Origin of the sequence: Persicimonas caeni (assembly GCF_006517175.1) — a bacterium.
GTDB classification, from domain to species: domain Bacteria; phylum Myxococcota_A; class Bradymonadia; order Bradymonadales; family Bradymonadaceae; genus Persicimonas; species Persicimonas caeni.
Map to the genome: position 1 here is coordinate 2,032,289 of NZ_CP041186.1, position 25,066 is coordinate 2,057,354.

21 protein-coding genes and 1 tRNA gene are annotated in these 25,066 nt (G+C 64.7%); 10 read left to right on the plus strand and 12 right to left on the minus strand.

Going from position 1 to position 25,066, the window contains the following annotated elements; all coding sequences use genetic code 11:
- Window positions 1-577: 577 nt before the first annotated feature.
- Window positions 578-651: transfer RNA gene (locus FIV42_RS07585), tRNA-Pro, on the minus strand.
- A gap of 203 nt (window positions 652-854) precedes the next feature.
- Between FIV42_RS07585 and FIV42_RS07590 the strand changes: the two genes are divergently transcribed.
- On the plus strand, window positions 855-1,910 hold the full coding sequence (locus FIV42_RS07590; protein ID WP_141197090.1) for a hypothetical protein: 1,056 nt from the start codon (window positions 855-857) through the stop codon (window positions 1,908-1,910).
- 25 nt (window positions 1,911-1,935) lie between these two features.
- Here FIV42_RS07590 and FIV42_RS07595 read toward each other — a convergent pair whose 3' ends face one another.
- Together FIV42_RS07595 and FIV42_RS07600 are read right to left on the minus strand one after the other, a co-directional pair.
- Window positions 1,936-2,205, minus strand: a complete 270-nt coding sequence (locus FIV42_RS07595; protein ID WP_141197091.1) for an anti-sigma factor family protein — start codon at window positions 2,203-2,205, stop codon at window positions 1,936-1,938.
- Window positions 2,202-2,828 (minus strand): RNA polymerase sigma factor, encoded by a 627-nt coding sequence (locus FIV42_RS07600; RefSeq protein ID WP_141197092.1) that lies wholly within the window; start codon window positions 2,826-2,828, stop codon window positions 2,202-2,204. Before FIV42_RS07600 ends, FIV42_RS07595 begins: the two co-directional genes overlap by 4 nt.
- Before the next feature lie 300 nt (window positions 2,829-3,128).
- Between FIV42_RS07600 and FIV42_RS07605 the strand changes: the two genes are divergently transcribed.
- Both FIV42_RS07605 and FIV42_RS07610 read left to right on the plus strand, forming a co-directional pair.
- On the plus strand, window positions 3,129-3,836 hold the full coding sequence (locus tag FIV42_RS07605) for a DsbA family oxidoreductase (protein WP_141197093.1): 708 nt from the start codon (window positions 3,129-3,131) through the stop codon (window positions 3,834-3,836).
- Between the two features lie 85 nt (window positions 3,837-3,921).
- Window positions 3,922-6,711 (plus strand): tandem-95 repeat protein, encoded by a 2,790-nt coding sequence (locus FIV42_RS07610; protein WP_141197094.1) that lies wholly within the window; start codon window positions 3,922-3,924, stop codon window positions 6,709-6,711.
- Between the two features lies 1 nt (window position 6,712).
- On the opposite strand, the gene FIV42_RS31110 is transcribed toward FIV42_RS07610, so the two are convergent.
- Window positions 6,713-6,847: a hypothetical protein gene (locus FIV42_RS31110; RefSeq protein ID WP_281285802.1), complete on the minus strand. Its 135-nt coding sequence runs from the start codon at window positions 6,845-6,847 to the stop codon at window positions 6,713-6,715.
- A 161-nt stretch (window positions 6,848-7,008) separates the two neighbouring features.
- Here FIV42_RS31110 and FIV42_RS07615 point away from each other — a divergent pair, with 161 nt between their 5' ends.
- Window positions 7,009-7,923 (plus strand): M28 family peptidase, encoded by a 915-nt coding sequence (locus FIV42_RS07615; RefSeq protein ID WP_222615406.1) that lies wholly within the window; start codon window positions 7,009-7,011, stop codon window positions 7,921-7,923.
- A 1,428-nt stretch (window positions 7,924-9,351) separates the two neighbouring features.
- Here FIV42_RS07615 and FIV42_RS07620 read toward each other — a convergent pair.
- The gene (locus FIV42_RS07620; protein WP_141197096.1) at window positions 9,352-10,836 is read right to left on the minus strand and encodes a pyridoxal phosphate-dependent decarboxylase family protein; all 1,485 of its coding nucleotides are present in this window, start codon (window positions 10,834-10,836) and stop codon (window positions 9,352-9,354) included.
- A gap of 186 nt (window positions 10,837-11,022) precedes the next feature.
- Here FIV42_RS07620 and FIV42_RS07625 point away from each other — a divergent pair, with 186 nt between their 5' ends.
- Together FIV42_RS07625 and FIV42_RS07630 are read left to right on the plus strand one after the other, a co-directional pair.
- Window positions 11,023-11,940: a hypothetical protein gene (locus FIV42_RS07625; RefSeq protein ID WP_141197097.1), complete on the plus strand. Its 918-nt coding sequence runs from the start codon at window positions 11,023-11,025 to the stop codon at window positions 11,938-11,940.
- Window positions 11,941-11,946: 6 nt separating this feature from the next.
- A complete protein-coding gene (locus tag FIV42_RS07630) occupies window positions 11,947-13,083 on the plus strand; it encodes a DUF819 family protein (protein WP_141197098.1) in 1,137 nt (378 codons plus the stop codon).
- A 41-nt stretch (window positions 13,084-13,124) separates the two neighbouring features.
- Here FIV42_RS07630 and FIV42_RS07635 read toward each other — a convergent pair whose 3' ends face one another.
- Complete coding sequence (locus tag FIV42_RS07635) at window positions 13,125-15,791, minus strand: cation-translocating P-type ATPase (protein WP_222615407.1); 2,667 nt, start codon at window positions 15,789-15,791, stop codon at window positions 13,125-13,127.
- Window positions 15,792-15,885: 94 nt separating this feature from the next.
- On the opposite strand from FIV42_RS07635, the gene FIV42_RS07640 reads away from it, so the two are divergent.
- Complete coding sequence (locus FIV42_RS07640; protein WP_168210489.1) at window positions 15,886-16,599, plus strand: glutathione S-transferase N-terminal domain-containing protein; 714 nt, start codon at window positions 15,886-15,888, stop codon at window positions 16,597-16,599.
- 46 nt (window positions 16,600-16,645) lie between these two features.
- Here the strand turns inward: FIV42_RS07640 and FIV42_RS07645 are convergent, their stop codons facing one another.
- From FIV42_RS07645 to FIV42_RS07670, 6 genes are all read right to left on the minus strand, one after another.
- On the minus strand, window positions 16,646-17,545 hold the full coding sequence (locus FIV42_RS07645; protein WP_141197101.1) for an MBL fold metallo-hydrolase: 900 nt from the start codon (window positions 17,543-17,545) through the stop codon (window positions 16,646-16,648).
- Between the two features lie 106 nt (window positions 17,546-17,651).
- Window positions 17,652-18,023 carry a rhodanese-like domain-containing protein gene (locus FIV42_RS07650; RefSeq protein WP_141197102.1) on the minus strand — a complete coding sequence of 124 codons (372 nt, stop codon included), beginning with the start codon at window positions 18,021-18,023 and terminating at the stop codon, window positions 17,652-17,654.
- 310 nt (window positions 18,024-18,333) lie between these two features.
- Window positions 18,334-18,828 carry a DUF6691 family protein gene (locus tag FIV42_RS07655; protein WP_222615408.1) on the minus strand — a complete coding sequence of 165 codons (495 nt, stop codon included), beginning with the start codon at window positions 18,826-18,828 and terminating at the stop codon, window positions 18,334-18,336.
- On the minus strand, window positions 18,825-19,256 hold the full coding sequence (locus FIV42_RS07660) for a YeeE/YedE family protein (RefSeq protein WP_141197103.1): 432 nt from the start codon (window positions 19,254-19,256) through the stop codon (window positions 18,825-18,827). Before FIV42_RS07660 ends, FIV42_RS07655 begins: the two co-directional genes overlap by 4 nt.
- Window positions 19,257-19,313: 57 nt before the next feature.
- On the minus strand, window positions 19,314-19,664 hold the full coding sequence (locus tag FIV42_RS07665) for a hypothetical protein (protein WP_141197104.1): 351 nt from the start codon (window positions 19,662-19,664) through the stop codon (window positions 19,314-19,316).
- Between the two features lie 73 nt (window positions 19,665-19,737).
- Window positions 19,738-21,528 carry a SulP family inorganic anion transporter gene (locus tag FIV42_RS07670; RefSeq protein WP_141197105.1) on the minus strand — a complete coding sequence of 597 codons (1,791 nt, stop codon included), beginning with the start codon at window positions 21,526-21,528 and terminating at the stop codon, window positions 19,738-19,740.
- Window positions 21,529-21,895: 367 nt separating this feature from the next.
- Here FIV42_RS07670 and FIV42_RS07675 point away from each other — a divergent pair, with 367 nt between their 5' ends.
- The 3 genes from FIV42_RS07675 to FIV42_RS07685 all read left to right on the plus strand — a co-directional run bounded on the left by FIV42_RS07675 (window position 21,896) and on the right by FIV42_RS07685 (window position 25,033).
- Window positions 21,896-22,801 carry a hypothetical protein gene (locus tag FIV42_RS07675; RefSeq protein ID WP_141197106.1) on the plus strand — a complete coding sequence of 302 codons (906 nt, stop codon included), beginning with the start codon at window positions 21,896-21,898 and terminating at the stop codon, window positions 22,799-22,801.
- 73 nt (window positions 22,802-22,874) lie between these two features.
- Window positions 22,875-23,246, plus strand: a complete 372-nt coding sequence (locus FIV42_RS07680) for a DUF2294 domain-containing protein (RefSeq protein ID WP_141197107.1) — start codon at window positions 22,875-22,877, stop codon at window positions 23,244-23,246.
- Between the two features lie 290 nt (window positions 23,247-23,536).
- Window positions 23,537-25,033 carry an NADP-dependent isocitrate dehydrogenase gene (locus FIV42_RS07685; RefSeq protein WP_141201298.1) on the plus strand — a complete coding sequence of 499 codons (1,497 nt, stop codon included), beginning with the start codon at window positions 23,537-23,539 and terminating at the stop codon, window positions 25,031-25,033.
- Window positions 25,034-25,066 lie beyond the last annotated feature (33 nt).

Below are 25,066 nucleotides of genomic sequence, written 5' to 3' on the forward strand. Positions count from 1 at the left end.
AGACAAATCGCAGCGCGCCGGCCGTATCGTCGCCGAGGGCGCGAAGCAGCGCCACGTCATTGTCGACGCTTACGCCCAAACGACTGCAGATCGCGCCTCGCGGGCCACGTCCTCCGGTAATAAATTGGAGCGCTGTAAGGGCATGGGGTTCCCCGACGAAGCCTCAACCCCTCCGCCTTCGGCACCGCCCCTTCGGCGAACTGCGCCGTGGGGAGGGAATGGTTGCTCTGGCAGACGTTGTCGGTTGTTGGTGCCCCCTCCGGTTTGCGCTTTACGGCGCGTAAACCACCTCCCCCACGGGGGAGGAGAACCTCGCCCCAATAACCACTTGTGGTTGATAGAGCAGCCCTTCGCCCTCGACAAACACATGTGGCTGTTGGGCCGACCATTCGCCCCCCACGGCCGCAGTACCGGGCCGAAGGGGGGCAGCCGCCGAGAGGCGGCGGGGGGTTGAGGTGACGAACCGGCAGGGCACACGCTTCGCATGCTCCAACTAGGCCAAGATGGCCTGCCTCCAAAAGCACGCCACAACACAAAAAACCCACCCAGACCAAAGTCTGAGCGGGTTTCTTTGTAGTCGGGGCGAGAGGATTTGAACCTCCGACCTCTTGCTCCCGAAGCAAGCGCGCTACCAGGCTGCGCTACGCCCCGAACTGTTGCAATCCCTGCGGGCATTTCGCCCAAGGGACGCGTTTTATATGTTGCCTCAACGTGGCTGTCAAGGCTTCTATTCCAAAAGTTTTGGGGCCTGGCAGGCGCCTCTTGTCAGCGCCGTCGAGGCCCCCACTTTTTTAGCAGGCTGAATGAAGGCCGTATACCCGCACGATGCACAGAACGTGAACCACAGGGGCACGATGACAGCCGAGACCACCGAAGAGTACGCCGGCGCCGACCGCGCGTTGCGCGACCTGGCGGTCGGGTTGCGTCGCGAGTTGCGGGGCGCGGATCTGCGCTCAGGCCGGTGGTTCTATCGGGTGCTGGCCAGCTACGTAAAGTGGCACGAGGAGCGCCGGCAGTCGATGGCGACGCGTGAGTCGAGCGAGTTGATCCGCCAGCGCCTGGCGCGGCGCACCATCACGCAAACCTGCGTGCAGGTCGCGCTGAGCGGGGCGGCCGCCGGGGCGTTGGTCACCGAGGCGACCATCGTGACCACCGAGAGCCAGGGAATGCTCGGGATCGTGGCCATCCCGGTGGCCGGGCTGACGGTGGCCGCCGACATGATCATGCGCACGCTCCTGCAGCTTCGGCTGACCTGCGATCTGGCCAACCTGTACGGGGTCGACGTGACCACCGCCGAGTTGACCGAGTTGATGCAGCTTTGCGCGTTGTCCTACCGCACCTACGAAGACGACGGCGACGCATCGACCCAGACCGCCATGATCGAGCGCATCGCCCATGTGGAGGCTGACACGACCTCCCGGGCCATCGGCACCCGGCTGACGAGCGAGAGCGTGGTGCGAAACGTCGTGCCTTTCTTCAGCGTGGTCACCTCGGCGACGTCGAGTTGGCGGCTGACCCGGCAGATGGGCGAGTTTTTGGTGCGTTATCTGTACTGGCGAGAGGCGCTCGACGAGGCGTGTGCGCAGGTGGAGGCCGAAGATCGCGCGGCCGTCGACCTGCTCATCGAGGGGTTCTGGCATATCTTCTCGGCCGACGGTGTGCTCGATCGCGCCGAGGTGGCCATTTTGGCGCGACTCCTCGGCACCCACGCGGTCGACCCGACGACGCTCTCCAAGGGGTTCAGCAGCGACGAGGCTGGCTGGCTCGAGCAGCTCGCCAGGCTCGACGACGCGCAGGTTGCGCTCCGGATTTTAGAGGGGCTGCAAAGGAGCAGGTGCGTCGACAGGCAGCCGACGGCGGCCGAGCAGCGTGTCGTCGAGCACGCCGCCGAGGCGCTCGGGTTGAACTGAATTTGACTAATGAGGCGGACGCGGCCTACTCGCCCGAGGAGCCTCGGGACTTGCGGAATTGCTCCAGGAGTTGCTGCTTGGTGGATTCGTCGGCCGTGGAGGACTCTTCGGTAGGGGTCTTGTCGCCAAGAGGCACGTCGTGCAGCAGGTCGACGACCTCCTTCATCTGCCTGAGGTAGCGGCGGCAGTGGTGGCATAGCATCAGGTGCAGCCACATCCCGATACGCTCTCCGCGGGGCACACTTCCCTCGAGATAAGCCGTCACCCGGTTTGTGAATTCTTCGCAGGTAATCACTGCTTCTCCTGATACGCTTCGACCGCCTTTCGCACGGCCACGCGGCCGCGGTGCAACAACACGCGTTGATTGGCCGCGCTGATGTCGAGCACGCGACAGACCTCGTCGGAGCTCAGCCCCTCGACGTCGCGCAGCCAAACGACGGTGCGCTGGCTGGTGGGCAACGCCTCGAGCGCCCCTTGGACGACCTCGAGCAGCTTCTGCTTGATGACCCGCTCTTCGGGGTCCAGCTTCCAGCGCGTCGGCGGCCGTTTCCAGTGGCCCGACCCATCAAAGCGTTCGGGCTCGGTGGACAATTCCTCGCCCATGTCGACCTCGAATATCGACGACCAGGCGCGGGTGCGTGCGTCTTGCTTGGCGCGGCGTCTGGCCTGGTTGGTCAGAATGCTGAAGATCCACGTCTTCAGCGACGAGCGCTCCTCGAAGCGATCGATGCCGTCGATGACCGCCAGCCACGTCTCCTGGACGATCTCCTCGGCGCTCGCCTCGCTATCGACGAATATCCTCGCCAGGCGAATCATCGACGCGTGGTACCGGTCGATGAGCTCGCCAAAGGCCTCTTCATCCCCGCCGCGAAGCCTCGCGACGAGGTCGCGCTCTGTAGGAGGCATCTCCGAAGACATCGGTGTCTTGTGTCTCTCACCGGGGGACGTCTCCTCACAGGCTTGTAACGCAGAGACGTCCGTCATCCGACCAAGGTTTCAATTTACGAACGCATGGATGCCATAAACCAGCCATATCTTGAAGCGCGCCGTTGACTCACTGGGCGCAAGCTTTGCCGACGCGCACTGCCCTTCCGCATATTCTGCAGCGCGCCGCCCCTCGCCGGGCAGGTCGCCGGGCAGGTCGCCGGCTCCACCTAACGTGGCATAAATGCTGCAGTCTTCGAGCGAGTTGACAGGCCCTCTGAATCGGAGACCCCAGTGAGCTCGAATTCTCCCGTACGTATCCAGTACTTCTCGGACGTGTTGTGTGTGTGGGCCTACGCCGCCCAGATTCGCCTCGACCACCTCATCGAACACTTCGGCGACCAGATCGAGGTGAGCTATCACTTCTTGCCCATCTTTGCGTACGCCGAGCAGAAGGTCAGCCGCTCGTGGAGTGAACGCGGCGGCTTCGAGGCCTACGGCGACCACGTGCGCGGGGTGTGCGAGCGCTTCGACCACGTCGAGCTGCATCCCGGCACGTGGGGCGAGGTCGCCCCTCGCTCGTCGTCGAGCGTCCATCACTTCCTCAAGGCGGTCCAGCTGCTCGAAGAGTGCGGCGAGGTCGACCCGACCCGCCACGCCGAGCTCGGCGGACGCACCGTGTTCGAGGAGACGATGTGGCGCACGCGCACGGCGTTCTTCGCCGAGGCGCGCGACATCTCCACGCTCGCCTGCCAGATGAACCTGGCCGCCGAGCTCGACCTTCCCGTCGACTCGCTGCGCAAGCTGATGAGCAACGGCGAGGCGATGGCCGCGCTCTTCTTGGACATCGAACTGCGCGACGAGTTCTACGTGCGCGGCAGCCCCACCTACGTGCTCAACGAGGGCCGACAGGTCTTGTACGGCAACCTCGGCTACCGGGTCATCGAGGCGAATATCGAGGAGATCTTGCACCGACCCGAGCACGGCGCAACGTGGTGCTGATTCGGAGCGACAATTAACTTGAGCCGCCCTCTTCCGGACTGTACCGTCACGACATCGATTCAGTGTGTCGTCACGGAGCAGTAAAGTGTCTGGAAAGTTCAAGTGGTCGAGTAGTTTAGTCGCCTTGATGTTGACGTTCCTCGTGTCGGCGTCGGCGAGCGCCCAGACGTGGTTCGACCCCGCGTGGGGGACCCGCGTGCAGGTCGATCTGACCGAGCCGGGCATCGCCGACCGCCCCGACGAGTACGTCGACGTGACCGTCGACTTCTCGTCGGCGCCGTTCACCGACCTGAGCACCGAGGTGCGCGTGGCCGACGCCGCGGGCACCGAGCTCCCCTCGCTGGTGCACTCCATCCAGGGGAGCACCGCCCACGTCGTCTTTCCCAAGACGATCGCCCAGGGCGCGACCGAAACCGTCTACATCTACTGGAACAACCCGCAGGCGACCGCGCCCAGCTACACCTTCCCGGCCGTCGAGGGCGCCTTCTACGGCAACCCGGGCTACAACTACGCCTCCGACGTCACCGCCGTCGCCGGGCTCAACGCGCTGCAGGCGTGGGGCAAAATCCCGCTGAACATGCCCGAGATCGACGCCACGGCGAGCTACGACCGCGCCGCCACCCTGCAGCGACGCCTCGCCGGGATCTCCGCGCTGTGCGTGGTCCACGACTTCCTCAAGACCACCACCATCTACGACGACATCGCCATGTGGGGCTTTACGCGAGCCAACTGCCTCGAGCAGCGCATGTTCGGGCTGACCAACGGCGGCGACGAGAGCGTGATGGTCAACGCGGTGGGCGGGACCTACATCACCCAGGACTTCAGCACGGACGAGCAGCTCAGCTTCGATTGCGACGAGGGCGTCATCCCCGACACCGGCTCGCATATCGAGGGCTACCCGTCGTCGAACGCCGCCCACGCCTGTCACCTTCGCTGGGAGCCGGGCCACACGCTGCCTAACGGCAAGACGCTGCGGTACCGGTCGTTCTTCTCGGGCGAAGAGGAGACCTGGAACGCCGACAATATCACCATCTACACGCGCACCTTCGAGCATATCCTGCAGGACAACCGCGTCACTTTGACCACCGGCCCGGTCGAGCAGAACCTGACGGCCGACGCCAAGAGCGTAACCACCGACGAGGACGTGGTCGTCAACGTGGCGCTGAGCGGCTCGACGTCGAACGGCCCGCTGAGCTACCGCGTGGTCGGCCTGCCCGCCAACGGCACGCTGGGCAACGTCGATTCGGCCACCGGCGACGTGCAGTCCAATCCCGTCACCTACACCCCCGACGCCGATTTCAACGGCACTGACACCTTCGAGTACGTCGCCATCGACGCGAACGGCGGCGTGTCGGACCCGGCCACCGTCACGGTGACGGTCACGCCGATCAACGACGCCCCCGTGGCGGCCGATGATACGCTCACGACCGACGAGGACACCGACGGCACGATCACCATCAACGGCCTGCTCGCCAACGACGACGACGTCGACGGCGACGCGCTGACCGTCAGCGGGGTGACGATGGGCACAAACGGCCAGGTCGCGCTCGACACGAATACGGGCCTCGTCACCTACACGCCCGACGCCGACTTCCACGGCGCCGACGCGTTCACCTACACCGTCCAGGACGGCAACGGCGAGAGCGCCACGGCCACCGTCGACGTGACCGTCGAGCCCATAAACGACGCGCCGGTCGCCCAGGACCTGACAGTGACCACCGACGAAGACACCTCGGTGGTGATCGCGCTGGCGGCGACCGACGTCGACGGCGACGCGCTCACCTACACGTACACGCTGCCCCAAAACGGCACGCTCACCGGCACGGGCTCGTCGCTGACCTACACCCCCGAGGCCGACTTTCACGGCGCGGACACCTTCGAGTACACCGTCGTCGACGGCAACGGCGGGGCGGACACCGCCTCGGTGACGATCACCGTCAACCCGGTCAACGACGCCCCCCTCTTTGTCGACCCGACGCCCGCCGACGCCACCGTCATCACGGTCACCGACGGCGCTCTGGTCACCTTCACCGTGGCCGCCGAGGACGCCGACGGCGACGCGGTCACCCTGTCGGTCACGCCCACGCCCGAAGGGGCGAGCTTCGACGCGTCGAGCGGTGCGTTCGACTGGACGCCGAGCTGGGAGCAGGCCGGGTCACACACGCTGACGCTCGAGGCCACCGACGGTCAGGCGACCGCCGCGCGCTCGCTGACCGTCGAGATTTCCATCGGTGATGCCGACGAAGACGGACTTCCGGACTCGTGGGAGGAATCGGTGGGCCTCGACCCGACGACGAAAGACTCCGACGGCGACACGATCGCCGACGCCGACGAGGTCGGCGACGACCTGAACGCGCCCGTCGACACTGACTCGGACGGCACCCTCGACGCGCTCGATGACGACTCGGACGACGACGGCGTCACCGACGCCGACGAAGCGGGCGACGACGACCTGGCCACCGAGCCGGTCGACACGAACGACGACGGCACGCCCGACTACCGCGACTCGGACAGCGACGACGACACCGTCGACGACGGCCAGGATAACTGCCGCCTGGTCAACAACCCCGAGCAGACCGACACCGACGAGGACGGCGTGGGCGACGCCTGCGTGGACGATATCGACGGCGACACGGTCGTCGACGCCGACGACAACTGCCCGTCGGTGGCCAACATGGAGCAACTCGACGTCGACGAAGACGGCGTGGGCGACGCCTGCGACGACACCGACGACCGCCCCAGCACGAGCTCGGGCGCGGCCGAAGACGGCTGCGGATGCCGCTCGGTGCACACGCACCAGCCGCTGGGCGCGCACCTGGCGATCGTGCTCGCCGGGCTGCTCGGCCTCGTCGCCGTACGCCGGCGGTGGAGCTGAATCAGCGCGCGGCTATCTTGCCCTCGTACTCTCGATGCGGGGGTATCTTGCCCTCGTACTCTCGGTGCGGGGGCATCTTGCCCTCGCCAACTCGGTGCGGGGGCATCTTGCCCTCGTTCACTCGGTGCGGGGGCATCTTGCCCTCGTTCGTATCAAGTTGACACGCACGCTCCGGCGCGGACCATCAAATGCATGAGGGTCCGCGCATCGACATGGCGCCGTATCGGCCTCGGGGTGGCCGTCGTCGGGTTGATCCTCGCGCTCACTGTCTCCGCACTGACGATCGCAATCATGTGGATGCCCGGGACATCCTACGACGGCCCGCTGCCCGAGCTCGACGAGCCGCAGCAACAACTCTCCACCAACCTGCGCACACACGTGACCGCCCTCGCCGCGAGCATCGGCCCGCGCTATGCCGGCCGCCCCGAAAGTTACGCCCGCGCCGCCGACTACCTGCGCCAGCAACTCACCTTCATGGGATACACCTCCCGGGTGCAGACCTACGAGCACCGCGGCCAAACGTTCGAGAATATCGAGGTCGAGCTAGCGGGGCGCACCGCCCCCGACGAGATCGTGGTCGTCGGCGCGCACTACGACACCGCCGGGCGCACACCGGGCGCCGACGACAACGCCAGCGGCGTGGCCGGCGTGCTCGAGCTCGCGCGCCTGATGGCCGACAGCCGGCCCGGACGCACCGTCAGGTTCGTGCTGTTCGCCAACGAAGAAGCGCCCTACTTCCACACCGAGGCGATGGGAAGCTGGGTCTATGCGCGCCGAGCCCGCGAGCGCGGCGAGGAGATCGTGGTGATGTTGTCGTTGGAGATGCTCGGCTACTACTCCACCGAGCCGGACAGCCAGGAGTACCCGCCGATGCTGAGCATGTTCTATCCCGACCGCGGCGACTTCATCGCCTTCGTGTCGTGCCTGCCGTACCGCGAGGCGGTGACCGACAGCATCGGGGCGTTTCGCGAACACGCCCAATTCCCCTCCGAGGGACTGGCCGCCCCGGCGTTCGTGCCCGGCGTGAGCCTGTCGGATCACTGGGCGTTTTGGCAGGAAGATTACCCGGCGGTCATGGTCACTGACACCGCGTTTTACCGCAATCCGCACTACCACATGGACACCGACACCCCCGACACCCTCGACTACACGCGCTTCGCGCTGGTCGTCGACGGCCTGCAGGCGGTGGTGGCGCGTTGGGCGGACGAATAGCCTGGGGCCTGCGGCCGGGTCTTGGGGTCTTGGGGTCTTGGGGTCTCGGGTCGTGCGTCTTGGGTTGTCGGGCGATACGGGAAACCAGAAAAATTCGCCCCGTACGGCCCGCCACGACCCGATCTTGGCAAAAAGTACGCAACGATTTTCGATTTTTGCCGAAAACCGTAATGAGGGGTGGATGTATCGTGGCCACGAATTTCCCCACAAATTTGAAACGGGCGGGTGGGTCGTAGTCAGCGTTAACCCACCGCCAGGTGGCTGAGCCGGTGGGCTTGGTCTGCGGCGGAACGGTTTCCCGATCCGCAAAACAGAGCTTTCGTAACGAGCGTATCTTCGAGGAGATGTCGGCCTGTACCTCTTCGACGCGCTCGGCGGAGGCCGAGCCGGCAGCTTCGTCTTCGTGCAGTGGCGGGGTTGTCGGATTTGCCCGGTGCGGGTTCGTAGGAGCGTCGAAGTTAGCGGTGGCGTGAAGATGGGCCTGTGCCATGGGAGTGCCGCAGCGACGTCGTTGTAGCTTGTAAGTCGTGGCGTCGGGTCAGGCATGCGTTCTGCGTGTGACCTGGCCGAGGTGGCTTCAAAACGGGGCGGGCTTTGCCCGTTAGCCGATCACAATCACAAGAAAATCCGCAGCGCCCATGCCGGCGAATTTCGTCGGTAGACGCATCGTTATGCCGTCATGGCGGGCGTGGGGAGGTCTAGTGGTGTCACCCCACTAGCTTCACAGGCTCATTCACCGGGCGGGATAAACCCGCCGGGGTCTTTCGGGCCGCCTGACCGACGCCGGGCGCCCCACTCGCAATGCCTGCGTTCGCGCCGTCCCGCTCGATCGACCCTCTCTCCAATTTCGCGACGCCGTTGCCCCGCTCGATCGATTGCCTTGCGAGGTCAGCAAGGCCATTGCCCCATTCGATCGACACCCTCGCAACTTTCGCGACACCGTTGCCCCGCCCGATCGACTGCCCTGCGAAGTCTGCAGGACCGTTGCCCCGCCCGATCGACTGCCCTGCGAAGTCTGCAGGACCGTTGCCCCGCCCGATCGACTGCCCTGCGAAGTCTGCAGGACCGTTGCCCCGCCCGATCGACTGCCCTGCGAAGTCTGCAGGACCGTTGCCCCGCTCGATCAACCCGCTCACAATTCTCGCGGTCGCCTCGCCCCGCTCGATCGACACCCTCGCAAAAACTGCAAGTGCATTGCCCCACTCGATCGACTGCCCTGCGAAGTCTGCAGGACCGTTGCCCCGTTCGATCGACCCGCTCACAATTTTCGCGAGCACGTTGCTCTAGCCCGAACCCAATGAATGACTGGACAGAGATGAGCACGAATGGGGGTGATGACGGGCGGATGCGGTCGGCATGGCAATGGAGGCATCCGCGATTAGCGCCATCCGCGCCATCACCTCATCAGCACATCCGCGCCATCCACCACTAGCCCAAGATCATCCGCGTAACGCGCTTGCGCACGTTATCGACCTCGTCGAGCACGTCGAGCACGCGGTCGCCGTAGCGGCCGACGAGCTGCAGCATCCAGTCGGAGTCCTCGTCGCCGGTGATGGAGCCCAGGTCAGGCTCGGCGGCGTTCTTGCCGTACATCTCTTCCATGACCTTGCGCACGCTCATCTTGACCGCCGAGCGCACCGGGATCTTGGCCATCATGCCGTACATCGCCGCGTCGCCCTCGCTGGAGAGTTCGGGGTGGGCGCGCACGTGCTCGACGGCCTCTTCGAGGTCGGCCAGAAACTCGCCGATGACCGAGGCGTTGTGGGCGTTGACCGTGCAGTGCAGACTGGCCGGCTTTTGTTGGCGGTCGAACGCCCAGCCGCGCTCCTGGAGTTGGTCGGCCAAGGCGTAGGTGTCGACGCCCGGGTCCTTGGAGCGAAAGCAGACCACCGTGGCGTGCTTGCTGCCCAAGATCTCGAGGGCGTCGAGCGCCTCGATCCCTTCGACGAGCTCGCCTTTGGCGTCCATCGCGCCCTTGGCGAGTTCCATATAGCCGTCTTCGCCGAGCGAGCGCATCGCCGCCCAGGCCGCTGCGATGGCGCCGCCGGGGCGCGTGCCCGCCATTGTCGGCGAGGCGTAGATGCCGCCGGGGAACTCGGTTTCGACGAAGAATTGGTGCTTCAGGTAGCTCATGTCGCGGTACAACACGACCGAGGCGCCCTTGGCGGCGTAGCCGTATTTATGCACGTCGGCCGACATCGAGGTGACGCCGTCGATGCGAAAGTCGAAGACGGGCACGTCGTAGCCGAGCTTTTCGACCCACGGCAGCATGAACCCGCCGAAGCAGGCGTCGACGTGAAAGGGCACGCCTTTTTTGCGGGTGATCTGGGCGATCTCCTCGATGGGATCGACCATGCCGTGCGGGTATTGCGGGGCGCTGGCGGCCACGAGCATCGTGCGCGGGCCGATCGCCTTTTCGAGCGCGTCGACGTCGACGCGGTAGTCCTCGTCGAGCTCGACGTAGCGCATCTTGGCGCCAAAGTAGTGCGCCGCCTTGGAGAACGCCGGGTGGATCGTGCGCGGGGCGACGATCTCGGGGCGCATCGGCCACTTTTGCAAAAAGCCCGCGCGCTCGCGCGCCGCCTTGACGGCCATCAGGATCGACTCGGTGCCCCCCGAGGTCATCGTGCCCACGACCTCCTCGTCGCCGTGGAGCATGCCCGCGGTCATGCGTACGACCTCGGCCTCCATGCGCTTGAGGCTCTTGAACGCCATCGGGTTGAGCCCATTGGCGCTCATGAACATCGTGTACGCCTCTTTGAGCAGGTCGTAATGCTCCTCGCCGGCGTAATAGACCAGGCTCCAGGTCCGCCCCGCCTTCCAGTCGGCGTCGCCTTCACGGTATCCGCGCATCGCCTCGAGAATGTCGTCCTTGGCGATGCCCTCTTCTGGGATGTTCACCGAGTCGCTCATGAGTTCTCCTCGTAAGTTGTAGTCTCTGTACGCCCCCAATCTCGTACGTCTCCCTTCGCTTTGCAACCATCGTTTGACCGAGCGGTTAAACACGTGCGTTGTAGCGTCATTCGAAGCTGGCGTGTAAAGCTTGCGTGCAGTAAGCTGGCCGCATCGCCAGACTCCAACGATCAATCGAGGTGCCCCATGCGCTCTTTTTCCCCGGCAGCACGCACCGTGCTCCTGACCGCTTCGCTACTGCTCGCCAGTCTATCGTTCGCCGCCACGGCCGCCGCTCAAGAGAAGGTGCCCGAAAAGGCGCCCACCCCCGAGGTGGTCGAGGAGAAGCCGGACAAAGAGGGCAATCACCTGCACGTCCATTCGGCGTTCGCGCTGCGCGCCATCCCCATCGGCACCCAGCTCGCGCTCGACGCCGGCTACCACATCAAGCTGTTCGACTCCGAGTCGCTGCTGCTCAAGAACACCTACGTCGAGCTGGGCGCGGCCACCAACTCGAGCCCGTCGAACTTCTGGGGCGGCGCGTATGTCGAGGCGGTGCCGCTGGCGGTGCTCAAGCTTCGGCTGCAGGCGCAGTCGCTGCACTATTTCGGCACCTTCGGCTACCTGCACTACCCCGACGATCCGACCAACCCCGATTGGTCGACCGACGTCATCGGCGGCGACCCCGGCGAGGGCAACCCCGCCTCGGGCCTGCTATTGGACGCGACCGCACAGCTGCAGGCCAAGGTGGGCAACGTCGTGGCGATGGTGCCGTTCAAGTACCGCTACATCGACATGGACGTCGAGCAGGACTATTACGAGTCGACCTTCGACTTTCTGCTCGCCCCCACCGATCAGATGTGGATGATCCAGCCGATGCTCGCCTACGTCTTCACCTTCGACGACTCCTGGCTGCTGACCGGCCTTCGCTGGGAGCACGCCGAGACGATCGAGACCGACCTGTCGCGCGATATGCCCACCCTGCTGGGCATGTGGAAGCTTCCGGGCATGCTCGCCGGCGGCGAGATGAAGCTCGTGGGACTGGGCGGCTACTGGTTCAGCCATCCCAACCGCGAGGGCACGATCTACCTGGCCAGCCAATTCGCCGTCGACTGGAAGTACTGAGTCCCCATGCTCTCGATTGCCCTACAGATCCTCTACTTCGTGGCCATCCCGTTGGTGGCCATCGAATTGGCCAAGCGCTACCGGCTCTTCGAGGTCTTGAATCCGGTGGTGTTCTGCTACCTCGCCGGCATCGCGCTGGTGAATAGCCCGGTCTTCGAGGTGCACGCCGAGACGGCCAAGATCGCCACCGAGGCGTCCATCCCGCTGGCCATCCCCCTGGTGCTCTTCTCGAGTGACTTCCGTGCTTGGCTCTCCCAGAGCCGCCCGGCGGTGATCTCGTTTGTCTGCACGGTCGTCGCGGTGCTCGCCTCGTCGTTTCTGACGGCGCAGTTTTTCAGTGATTTGGTCGCAGAGTCTTGGAAGGTTTCGGGTATGCTCATGGGCGTCTACTCCGGCGGCACACCCAACCTGATGAGCATCGGCATGGCGCTCGACGCCAAGCCGGAGACCTTCGCGCTGCTGAACGCGGCCGACCTGGTCGTGGGCGGCGTCTATCTGCTCTTCTTGCTCACCGTCGCCAAGCCGATCCTCAAGCACGTCTTTCCGGCCTACAAGCCGACCGACGAGCAACAGCAGGCCGAGCCGATTGCTCCCGAAGACGACGCGCCGCTGGACCTGAAGGCAGCCTGGCCGCAGATGCTCGCCGGATTGGGTCTGAGCGTTTTGGCGCTAGCAATCAGCGCCGGCGCCACGTTGCTCGTCGCCGGCGAGCTCGCCGTCGCCGGCATCTTCCTTGGCATCACCACCGCGGGCATCCTGGGCTCGATGTGGCCGAAGGTGCGCAACCTCGAGGGGAGCTACGAGCTCGGCAACTACCTCATCCTGGTCTTCTGCGTAGCCATGGGCGCGCGAACCGACATCGGCGCGCTGATGTCCTCGGGCTCGTCGATGCTCGTCTACACGGTGGTCGTCATCTCCGGCGCCATTGCCCTGCACTTCGTGCTCGCCCGCCTCTTCCGCGTCGACGTCGACACCCTGCTCATCACCTCGACCGCCGCGGTCTACGGCCCGGCGTTCGTCGGCCCTATCGCCGAGGCGATCGACAACCGGCAAGTCATCTTGTCGGGGCTCACGGCCGGCATCGTCGGCTACGCGGTGGGGAATTATCTGGGGTTGGCGTTGGCGTATATGTTGGCGCCGTAGCTTCATTTTCGGTGCGGGGGCCTCTTGCCCTCGATTCGACCTCACTTGCGAATCACCCCCAACACCGCCGGCACCAAACTCGCCCCCACCACAATCGCCCACTGCTCGAGCGTGGGCGGCACGACGTCGAGCACCTCGGCGAGCGGCGGGATGTAGACCGCCGCCAGCGTCAACACGATGCACAACGCGATCGCGCCCCACACCCACCGGTTCTTGGTGATGTCGTTCTTCAGGCGACTCGAGCCCGCCCCGCGCATGTTGAACACGTGCCATAGCTGCGCCAACGCCAGCGTCAAAAACGACATCGTCACGGCCATCTCCGGGCCGAGGTCGAGCTGGTAGAGCGCCGAGGCGTACACGCCCAACACCACAAGCGTGATGACCGAGCCCCAGCCGAAGATGCGCAGCCAGTGCTCGCGCGTGAGCACCGACTCGGCAGGGTCTCGGGGGGGCCGCGAGAGAATCCCGCGCTCGCCCTCCCCCAGCCCGAGCGCGAGCGCCGGGAAGACGTCGGTGACGAGGTTGAGAAACAAGATCTGCAGCGGGGTGATCGGCAGGGGCAAGTCGGCGAAGAAGAGCGAGGCGACGGCGATGACGAACAGCTCGCTGATATTGCACGACAGCAGGTAGACGACGAATTTGCGGATATTGTCGAAGATGATCCGCCCCTGCTCGACGGCGTGGACGATGGTCGAGAAGGCGTCGTCCTGCAGGACCATGTCGGAGGCCTCGCGGGCGACCTGGGTGCCGCGCTGGCCCATGGCGATGCCGATGTCGGCGCGGGTGAGCGCCGGGGCGTCGTTGACGCCGTCGCCGGTCATGGCGACGACCGCCCCCTGGCGCTTGTGCAGCTCGACCAGGTCGAGCTTCTGCTCGGGGCTCACCCGCGCGAAGACCGGCGCGTCGACCAGACGAGCCGGCGAGGCGGTCGCGGTCTTGTCCCAGCGGCGAAGCTCGGCGCCGGTGACCGCCTCGGAGGTCTCGTCGGCCATCTGCAGTTGCTGGGCGATGTGCAGCGCCGTGGCCGGGTGGTCGCCGGTGACCATCACCACGCGGATGCCCGCGCCGTGACACTCGGCGATCGCGTCGCGCACGTCGTCTCGGGGCGGGTCGATGAACGCGACCAGCCCCACGAAGACGAGCCCCTCGTAGGGCGCCACCGCGTCGTCGTCGACCCACTTTTCGGCGAGCGCGAGCACACGAAGGCCCCGCTGGGCCAAGTCGTCGGCGCGGACGAGCCAGTCGGCGCGCCCGTCGTCGGAGAGCGCCTCGACCTGCCCGCCGGGGGTCATCACCTGCGTGCAGCTCCGCAGCACCGCCTCGGGGGCGCCTTTGACGGCGACGCGATACCGGCCGTCGACCTTGTGGAAGGTCCCCATCATCTTGACGGTGGCGTCGAACGACTCCTCGCGCGTCTCCGGATACGCCCGGCGAAGCTCCTCGCGGTTGAAGCCGGCGGCAGTGGCGACCTGCAACAAGCCGATCTCGACCGGATCGCCAACCAGCGGCGAGTCCGGGTCGCCCTCGGTGGCGTGTTCGGCGCCGTTGCACAACATGCCGATCTCGAGGGCGGCCTTCAGCGGCGGGTTTTGCTCGATGTCGACGGGCGTGGAGTCTTGCGCGAAGGTCGCCGCGCCCTGCGCAAACGTCGCCCTGGGGGCGCCGGCGGGCGTAACGTACCCGTCGACGGTCATCCGGTTCTCGGTCAGCGTGCCGGTCTTGTCGGTCAACACGATGCTCGTCGAGCCCAGGGTCTCGACCGCGGCGAGGTTTCGAACGAGCGCGTTGCGCCTCGCCATGCGGAACATGCCGCGGGCCAGCGCGATCGTCGCCACGATGGGAAGGCCCTCGGGGATGGTGGCCACGGCGAGCGCGATGGCCGTCCCGATGACCTGCAGGGTAGGTCTTTGCTGGAGAAACCCGATGAGCGCGATGAGCCCGGCGAGCACCAGGCAGACCCACACGAGCTTTCGGGCCAGCGTGTCGATGCGCTCCTCGAGCGGGGTCTCGTGTTTCTGGGCGTGCTGGACGAGCTCGGTGATGCGCCCCAATTCGGTGGCCATGCCCGTGGCGGTGACCACCGCCTGGGCCTGCCCGCGGGTGATCGCGGTGCCCTTGAAGAGCATGTTGGTGCGGTCGCCGAGCACCGCATCGGCTGCGATGGGCGCGTCTTGCTTCTCGACGGGCACCGACTCACCGGTGAGCACCGACTCGTCGACCTGCAGGTTCTGGGAGCCGACGAGGCGCATGTCGGCGCTGACCACGTCACCGGCCTGCAGCTCGACGATGTCGCCGGGGACCAGCTCGCGCGCCGGAAGCATGCCCGCCTCGGCGTCGCGGCGCACCCGCGACGAGGTCTGGGCCATCGTGCGCAGCGCCTCCATCGAGCGCACCGCGCGCAGCTCCATGAAGAAGCCGATGGCGGTGTTGATGAAGATCACCACCCCGATGGCCACGCCCTCGACGTACTCGCCGAAGGCAAACGCGGCGACCGCCGCGCCCAAAAGCAGCAGGACGACCAGGCTCTCGAACTGATTGTAGAGGACGCGCCAAACGCTCTTGGGGCGCGCCGTCTCGAGGACGTTCGCGCCGAACGCGTCGTGCCGACGCATGGCTTCCTTCGACGAAAGGCCTCGCTCGGCGACGACGTCGAGGTTCTCCAAGACATCGTCGCTCGATTGCGACCAGGGCTGTTTCGGTAGCTGCACGCGCGGCTCTCCCATCGTTGCATACAATCTGGCGGTGCTTTGCTACGTTATGCACGTCAATCGCAGAACGGACAACCAACGCTGGAGGTTTTCGATGAGTTCGACCCTCAATAACGCCCACAGTTTTCTCGTCTCGGTCGCCCGCGGAGGCCGCGGCTTGATGGTCACCCCGCACGCGCTGGCCAACCCGCCGCGGCCCGAAGAGCCGATCGAGCTGTACCACTTCGAGGCGTGCCCGTTTTGCCGCAAGGTGCGCGAGGTCTTGAGCGAGCTCGACCTGGAGTACGTCTCGCGCCCCTGTACCAAGGGTGAGGGCGAAAACCGCGCCTTCGTGCGCTCGAAGGGCGGCAAAGAGCAGTTCCCGTTTCTGGTCGACCCGAATACCGGCGCCGAGATGTTCGAGTCGGAGGACATCATCGACTACCTCGCCCAGACCTACGGCGGCGGGCGCAGCACGCTGGGCAAGCTCGCCTCGCCCATCAACACGGCCACGGCGGTCGCCGCCGGGCTGTTGCGCCACCGCGGCGCGCGCCTTCGCCGCGGGGCCAACGATCAGCCCAAGCCCGACGAGATGCTCGTCCTCTACAACTTCGAGGCCTCCCCGTATTGCCGCAAGGTGCGCGAGACGCTCGACGAGCTCGGCCTGGACGCGCTGGTCAAGAACGTCGCCAAGAAAAGCAAGCGCCGCCCCGAACTCGTCGAACGGGGCGGCAAAATGCTTGTTCCTTACCTGGCCGATCCTAACACCGGCCAAGAGATGTACGAGTCAGACGACATCGTCGCCTACCTCGAAGAGACGTACGGCTGAGCGATCGGAGGCAGGGTTGGAAGCCCTGCCTCCGATGGGCTGCAGTTTAGACCTCCTCGAGCTCCGTCTCGCCTTCGTCGCGCTGGGGCTTGAAGACGTTGATGGGGATGCGCAGGTAGCGCACCTCGTTGGCGTGCGGCTCGGGGAGCTTACCGGCGTCGACGTTGACCTGCACGCTCTGGAAGAGAAGCTTGGGCGCGTCGAGCGTGGCGTCACGCTCGGTGCGGAACTTGACGAACTCCTCTTTGGAGCGGCCTTCGGGCAGTTGGACGTTGTTGGCCTTCTGCTCGGCGATGGTCGACTCCCACTTCACCTCGCGACCGCCGGGCTGGTAGTCGTGGCCCACGAACACGCGGGTGTCGTCGGGAAGCTCGTACAGCTTCTGGATCGAGTCGTACAGATCTTCGGCGCTGCCGCCCGGGAAGTCGCAGCGACCGGTGCCCATGTCGGGCATAAACATCGCGTCGCCGGTGAAGACGGCGTCGTCGATCTTGTAGGTCGCGCACGCCGGGGTGTGGCCCGGGGTGTAGATCGTGTCGATCTCGATGGTACCGGCCTTCAGCGTCTCGCCCTCTTCGAGGAGCAGGTCGAACTGACGGCCGTCGGTGGCGAAGTCTTCGGGCAGGTCGAACACGCCCTTGAAGACTTCTTGGACGTCGGTGATGCGCTTGCCGATGCCGATCTTGGCCTCGGGGAAGGCATCCTTGATGATCTGGGAGCCGGAGAGGTGATCGGCGTGAGCGTGGGTCTCCAGGATATAGTGGAGGTTGAGCTCTTTGCCTTTGACAAAGTCAATCACTTCTTCAGCGGACTCGGTCCAGGTCTTGGATGCCTGCGGCTCGTAGTCGAGCACGGGGTCGATGACCACGGCGTCGCGCGTCTCGGCGTCCCAAACAACGTAGGTGAAGGTCCAGGTGCGATCGTCAAAGAAAGATTTGATTTCCATGGTTGGTTCTCCGATTCCTTAAGTTGGAATGAGTGCTTTCAGTTCAAAGACAGCACGATGTTAACGTTATTGGCTGTTCCTTTTCGACTCTTCGTCGAGCGGTCGACTACAGGTTCCGGACGACCGGACGCCCCTCGTCGTTCCACTTGAGCATGCCGCCGGCCATCGAGGCCACGCGGGTAAATCCATTGGTCTCGAGCGAGCGCGCTGCGCGGCCCGAGCGACCACCACTTCGGCAAAGTACGACAATCTTATCGCCCAAGTTCCATTTTTTCGAGGCCTCCCACACGTCGCCCAGGGGCACGTGCTCGATGCCTGCGATATGTCCCAAGGAGCCTTCGAGCTCGTCGCGCTCACGCACGTCGATGACGCGCACCTCGTCGAAATGATCGGCGACCCAATCGGTCTCGACTTCGGGGATGCCGGCGCGGTTGGTGATGTCGGCCCACTGGGCCTCTTTGGTATTGCTTTGTGCCATCGTCTTTCTCCTGGTCACCGAGTTCTTAGTAACGTCCTTCAACTGTTAATGTTTTAGTCTTCGGGGACGCGCCTCACTCGGAGGAGTCATCCGTGTTCGTTTATGAGTACTGCATGGGGCGTGCCAACTTTTCGACCCCGTCCAGAAGGCCTTCTGGAGGCCTTGTTACGCGGGTTGTGGCAGCGGCGTCACACTTTGTTTCGACACGTTGCACTGTCTCGAAACAGGGAAATAACGGGGTGCACGGTCGCCCGTGCACCCCGCCGGGCCAGGCCCCACCCGACCATCGGGCAGGGCACACTCGGTAACCTTAGTTCTCCGAAGGCACCTGCACGCGGGCGCCGACCAAATCAGGGTTCTGCTCGGGCTCCTGAGGCTTGGAGCGCTTGTTGAGCACCACCTTATCGAAGGCGCCGAACAGGAACATCCCACCGATCATGGCGATGACGAAGACCACCGCCGGGGTGCTCAGGGTCGCCGCGGCCGTCAGGCCCGGACCCGGGCAGTAGCCGGCCAGACCCCAGCCGACGCCGAAGGTGGCGCCGCCGGCGATCAACCTCCAGTCGAGGTCGGTACGCGTGGGCAGGTGAAACTTCGCCTCCATGAGCGGGCGCTTCTTCTTGACGATCAGGCGGTACAGCACCGAGTAGGCGACGACCGCCCCGCCCATCACGAAGGCCAGGCTCGGGTCCCAGTCGCCGGCGAAGTCGAGGAAGCCCACGACTTTGCCAGGTTGAGTCATGCCCCCGACGACAAGGCCGAGCGCGAAGAGCAGTCCAGATCCAAAAGACACGAGGTATTTCATACCGCACCTCCAAGCAGGTGATTCACAATGAAGACGGTGATAGCGCCAGCGGTCATGAACGAAGCAGTGGCGACAAACGAGCGGGCCGACAGGCGGCTCATACCGCACACGCCGTGGCCGCTGGTGCAGCCGTTACCCAGCCGGGTACCGAAGCCGACCAACAAGCCGGCGGCGGCCACGGCGACAAGCGAGCGGTCGATGCTGACCGCGAACAATTCAGGCGTCATGAACACCAGGGCGGCGCCGCCGGCGAGCAGTCCGCCGATGAAGGCGGCGCGCCAGGCGAATTCGCCCTTTTTGGGCTGCAGCACCCCGCGAAAGATGCCGCTGATGCCGGCGATGCGGCCGTGAAAGAGCAGCATCAGGGCTGCCGACAGGCCGATAAGCAAGCCTCCGATAGTCGAGGCGATGGGTGTGAAGTTTTCCATTTCTATCTTCCTCCTATGCCGAAATCGGGCACAAACAGTGAAGTGTCTTATGTCGAGTTAGAGTTGAGCGTATTGCTGCCGGGCCACGTGAATCAACCGTTCGAAGGCCTCGAGGCTGCATTCGTATTCCAGGGCCAGCAAAGCGCCGTCGCATACCGCGCCCATGGCGGGCATATCTTTGATGCCGAACCAGCGCGTGGTCTCCGAGGCGGCCTCGGGGTCGACCAGCGCGAAGCTCCACTGCTCCGGAACGTCGAGCTCTGCGGAGAGCTCGCGAGCCTTTTTGACAACCGGGGCGTCGGCACCGCAGAAGATGACCAGGGTCATCGGGCTTTGCTGGCCGGGCATCAGAAACGAGGCGTCCTCGTCACTGGAGATGCGTTTGAATTGAAGTTGTCTCGTACTCATCGTTCTCTCCTCGTGTGCATCGCTCGGGATGCGAACCTGCGCGCGTGGCGCTTTTCAAGTCTTCTTCGAGCCTTCAGGCCGGCGATTTGACCGGCTCGGCGAAGGGAGAGGACTCGAGGTCCTCATCTTTGGCCGCGCGCTGGACCCGCTCGGCGCCGGTGCGCCGGACGGGCTCGCCGTCGATATAGTCCTCGACGGCGTTCTCGACCGCCTCGTGGACCGTGTAGGTGATATGATCTTCGCCTAGAGCCTTCCACAGCGAGGCGCGCTTCATGATGTCACGCACCGGGCCTTTGGGGGCGGCGAAGTAGAAGCCGATGCCGCGCTCCTGGTACTCCTCGACGATGTGGTGCAGGGCCGTCTCGGCCGACGAGTCGAGCTGGTTGATGCCCGCGCCGTCCAGAATCACCGCGCGAAGCGGCTTGTTCATCTGCTTTTCCAGGTTACGCAGCGTGTCTTTGAGGAACGTGACGTTGCCGTAGTAGAACTGCGAGTCGATGCGCACCGTCAGCAGCCCGTCGACCGTCTCGACCTCGGGGTAGCGCTCCACGTTGCGGTACACGGTCGTGTCGGGAAGGCGTCCCATCACGGCCACGTGCGGCTTGGTGGTGCGGTAGAGGAACCACAGCATCGAGGCGCCCACGCCGACCAAGATACCCTCTTCGATGCCCACGCTCAGGGTAGCCACGAACGTGATGCCCATCAGGGCGAGCTCGCTGCGGTTGACCTTCCACAGGTGCTTGGCCTCTTTGACATCGATGAGCCCGAAGACGGCGGTCATGATGATGGCGGCGAGCACGGACTTGGGAAGATAGTAGAACATGCCGGTCAAAAACATCAGCGTCAGGCCGATGACCACTGCGGTGATGATGGCGGCCATGCCCGTCTTGGCGCCCGCCTGGTCGTTGACCGCGGTACGCGAGAACCCACCGGTGACCGTGTACGAGCCGAACATCGAGCCGAAGATATTGGCCGCGCCCAGGCCGATGAGCTCCTGGTTGGAGTCAATCTCGTAGCCGTGACGCTGGGCCACCTTCTTGGCGACTGCGATCGATTCCATGAAGCTGACCAGGGCGATCGTCAGGGCGATGGGGAACAACTCGCCCATGGCGTCCCAAGAGATCTCGGGCATGGCGAAGCTGGGCAGCCCGGCGGGCACGTCGCCCACGATGGCCACGCCCTGCTCGTGCAGGCCAAAGCCCCACACCGTCAGGGTACCGAGCACGACCACGGCCAGCGCACGCGGCCACATCGGCTTGTACTTTTTGAGCACCACCAACAGCGCCACGCTGATCACACCGATGATGAGGGCGTAGATCTGGGTGTCGCCGATCTGGGCGAACGCCTGCATCAAGATCTGGTGGATGTGGTTGCTGCGCTCGAGATCGAGGCCCAAGATGTGCTTGAGCTGGCTAAAGCCGATGATCAACGCCGCTGCCGAGGTAAAGCCGGCCAGCACCGGGTGCGACAGCAGGTTGGTGAGCATGCCCATGCGGGCCAAGCCCATTCCGAATTGCATCACGCCGACCATCAGGGCCAGCAAAATGGCGTACATGATATACGCCTCGGTGCCGCCCTGGGCGATCGCGCCCACGCCGGCCGCGGTCAGCAGCGAGACCATCGCCACCGGACCCACCGCCAACTGGCGAGACGTACCGAAGAGCGCGTACACGATCAGGGGTACGGTCGAAGCATAAAGGCCAATGATCGGCGGAAGACCCGCCAACATGGCGTAGGCCATGCCCTGAGGGATGAGCATTACGGCCGTGGTCAGACCTGCGACCAGGTCACCACGGAAGTCCTTTTGGTTATAGGAACTCAGCCACTGCAGGGCGGGAATGTATTTCGCGAGTTTTTTATTCACGGCGAACTCCCGACAAAGGTTTCGATCAACGCGTTCTAATAAATCGGTTTGTGTTATGGGCGACGCGGCTTGTCGCAATCGGCGAGTCCGTCGCGGCGCTCACCGGGTACAACTGCACACCGCGTGCCAACTTGAAAATCAGGGCCCCGAACAGGCTTTCGCAGGGTTGCCCCGGGCCGTGCAGCAGGCCGTGTAGCAGGCGGTTTCGCTGCGTTTGAACAAATTGAAACGAGGCGTCGAAGCACCCGAGAAACACGCACGGATTCGAGCGGTGGGAGGGCTTGGCACGACCTTTGAAAACACGATACTAAAGAAGGGGGCGGATGCCGCCTTCGAGTAGCCCCGACCCATCGCGAAGAGGACCACTATGTCAAATAAACGCACCAAACCGTCGTTCGACGATTTCAACCTGACCCTGCATTGGGTGTCTGTGGCGGAGTTGACCGCCAATGCCGAGCTGTCGTGCATCGACGGGCGTCATAACGGCTGCGTGCTGGGAGCCCCTGGCGGCGACGCCGGCGAGTTCATCCTGATGCTGGGTGGCCTCGAAAAGGTGTGTGACGCGCGCTTCGACGCCGAACGCGTCGAGGCCATCCTCAGCCACTATATGGACCGCTACGGCCGGTTTTACTTGCACACCGACCGCCACGCGCTCGACGCGCTCACCGAGACGGTGGGCGAACATGACGCCCTTCGCGAAGCGCTCGACGCCGCCGAGAGCATCGACGCGTTGCTCCTCGAGCCGCCCGAGGGGGTGCGCGAGGTCCTCGCCGACCTGCTCGTCGACCCCAAGCACGTCGGCTGCGGCCACCTCAAGACGATGCTGTCGCATATCGACGAGTATGACGTGCGCAAAGAACTCGTCGAAGACACCATCCGCGCCTTCCATCACATGTTGTGGCGTGGACGCCCGGAGGCCGACCTGACGATCTTGGAGGGAGATCACCAAGAATCGGCGATCATCAACTTCGAGACGCCCGACGAGCTCGAGGCCGACGCGGAGGTCCCCGCGGTGTGCTCCAGCCCCGACGGGCCGCATATCTTCGCCAACCACGAGGCCGCCCGACGCTACAAGCGCATGCGCGACCTCGAGATGCTCGCCGATATGCCCGGCGTGGTCCCCGAGGATCCGGAGACGCGCAAGGAGCTCTTGGCCGAAATCAACACGCTGGCCAAGAAGCAAGCCGCCGCCACCGTGTCGTATCTGGCGCCCGACCTGCCCAACTACGCGGTCACCTTCAAGGGAAGCGACATCGACACCGAGATGATGTAGATTGAGTCGACCAAGCGCCCGGCAGATAAAGTGCCGGGCGTCGACAGCTATCTGCAGCATCGAGGACTTGACGATGGCGAAGACCAAAGGCCAACTCGAAGCGGCGATCACCGCCGCTTTGAGCCAATTCGAGCGTGATCACCTGGGTCGCGGACCCAAGCAGGCCCGCACCTTCATCCTCCAAGACGTGATCTTGGTGCGACTGACCGGCATCCTCAGCCCCGCCGAGCACCAACTGAGCCAAGAGACCGGCGGCGTCGGCCTCATCAAGCAGATGCGCTCGCGGTTGATCGAAAACGCCAGCCACACCCTGGCCGGGCTCGTCGAAGAGAACGTCGACGCCGAAGTCGTCAGCATCCACACCGATATCAGCACGCGCACCGGCGAGCGGATCTTTGTGTTCAGCCTCGACCGCGACCTGGAGGCGACGTTGCCGACGTCTTGATCGACCTCGGCGATCAATTTTGTCGTGATTAGGTTTGTTTTTAAGACGGCTATTGCGCCGACGAACCGATTGCGCTAAGGCTTGGAGGAGCCTCGGGGAGAATGCACCGCAAAAATTGCGGGGCCGATTCACGAGCACATAGACAAGGCAGACGAGCCAAGCACACGCTCCCGTAGGGGGAGTGGGTGTAGCGAAAGTAAGCCGATTTGGGACGCATCATTGCGTCGCAGATCGGCTTTTTTTATTTCACATGACGATATGAGGTTCTTATGACTCAGCTCTATGACGGAATGGTCAAAAACCCGACCCTCGACAACGATAAGCAGTCTTCGGCAACCGAGTCGAAGGTCAAAACCACCATCACCGTGGCTCGCGGCGACGGCATCGGTCCCGAGATCATGGATGCGACCCTGCGCATCCTGGAAGCAGCCGGCGCTCCGCTCGACTACGAGTACATCAGCATCGGAAAGCAGGTCTACGAGCAAGGCCACACCTCGGGCATCGCCCCGGAGGCGTGGGACACGATCCGACGCAACCCGGTCTTCCTCAAGGCCCCGATCACCACGCCGCTGGGCGGCGGGTACAAGAGCCTGAACGTGACCATCCGCAAGTCGCTCAACCTGTTCGCCAACGTGCGCCCGTCGAAGGCCTACACGCCGTTCGTCGACTCGGCGCACCCGGACATGGACCTGGTGATCGTGCGGGAGAACGAAGAAGACCTGTACGCCGGCATCGAGCACCAGCAGACCCCGGAGGTCACCCAGGTCCTCAAGCTCATCACCCGCCCGGGCACCGAGCGCATCGTCCGGTTTGCCTTTGAATATGCGCGTGCCCACGGCCGCCGCCGGGTCACCTGCATGACCAAAGACAACATCATGAAACATACCGACGGTCTGTTTCATCGGGTGTTCGAGGAGATCGCCGAGGAGTACACGGACATCGAGAGTGACCACCAGATCATCGACATCGGCGCGGCGCGCGTGGCCGCCCAGCCCGAGCAGTTCGACGTCATCGTCACCGAGAACCTGTACGGCGACATCTTGTCGGATATCGCCTCGCAGGTCGCCGGCTCGGTGGGCTTGGCCGGCTCCGCCAACGTCGGCGAGAATATCGCCATGTTCGAAGCCGTCCACGGCTCGGCGCCCGACATCGCCGGCCAAGACGTTGCCAACCCCTCCGGCCTGCTCAACGGCGCCATCCAGATGCTCGTGCACCTGGGCGAAGCCGAGATCGCCGAGACGATCGCCAACGCCTGGCTGACCACGCTCGAGAGCGGCATCCACACCGCCGACATCTACCACCCCGACACGAGCACCCATCAGGCGGGTACGCTGGCGTTCACCCAGGCGATCATCGATCGGCTCGGCGAGCGCCCCTCGAAGCTCCCGGCGGCCAAGTACCGCAAGGGTGGCGTCTCGGTGCCCCACACCCCGACCCCGCGCACCGAAAAGGCGCTCATGGGCATCGACGTCTTTATCGATTGGGACGAGCAGGGCCGCGACGCGCAGGTCATCGGCCGCGGGCTGCAAGAGGCCGCCGCGGACAACTGGAAGCTCAAGATGATCACCAACCGCGGCGTCAAGGTCTACCCGGGCGGCTTCCCGGAGACGTTCCACACCGACCACTGGCGCTGCCGCTTCCTACCCATCGAAGGCGAGACGACCACCTTCGATCATATCCTCGAGCTGCTCTCCAGCCTGCACGCAGCCGGCTGGGATGTGATCAAGACCGAGCACCTCTACACCTTCGACGGACGGCGCGCCTACTCACTCGGCCAAGGCGAGTAAGGCTTGGCGCCTGCGGCGCGGTCGTACGCCGCA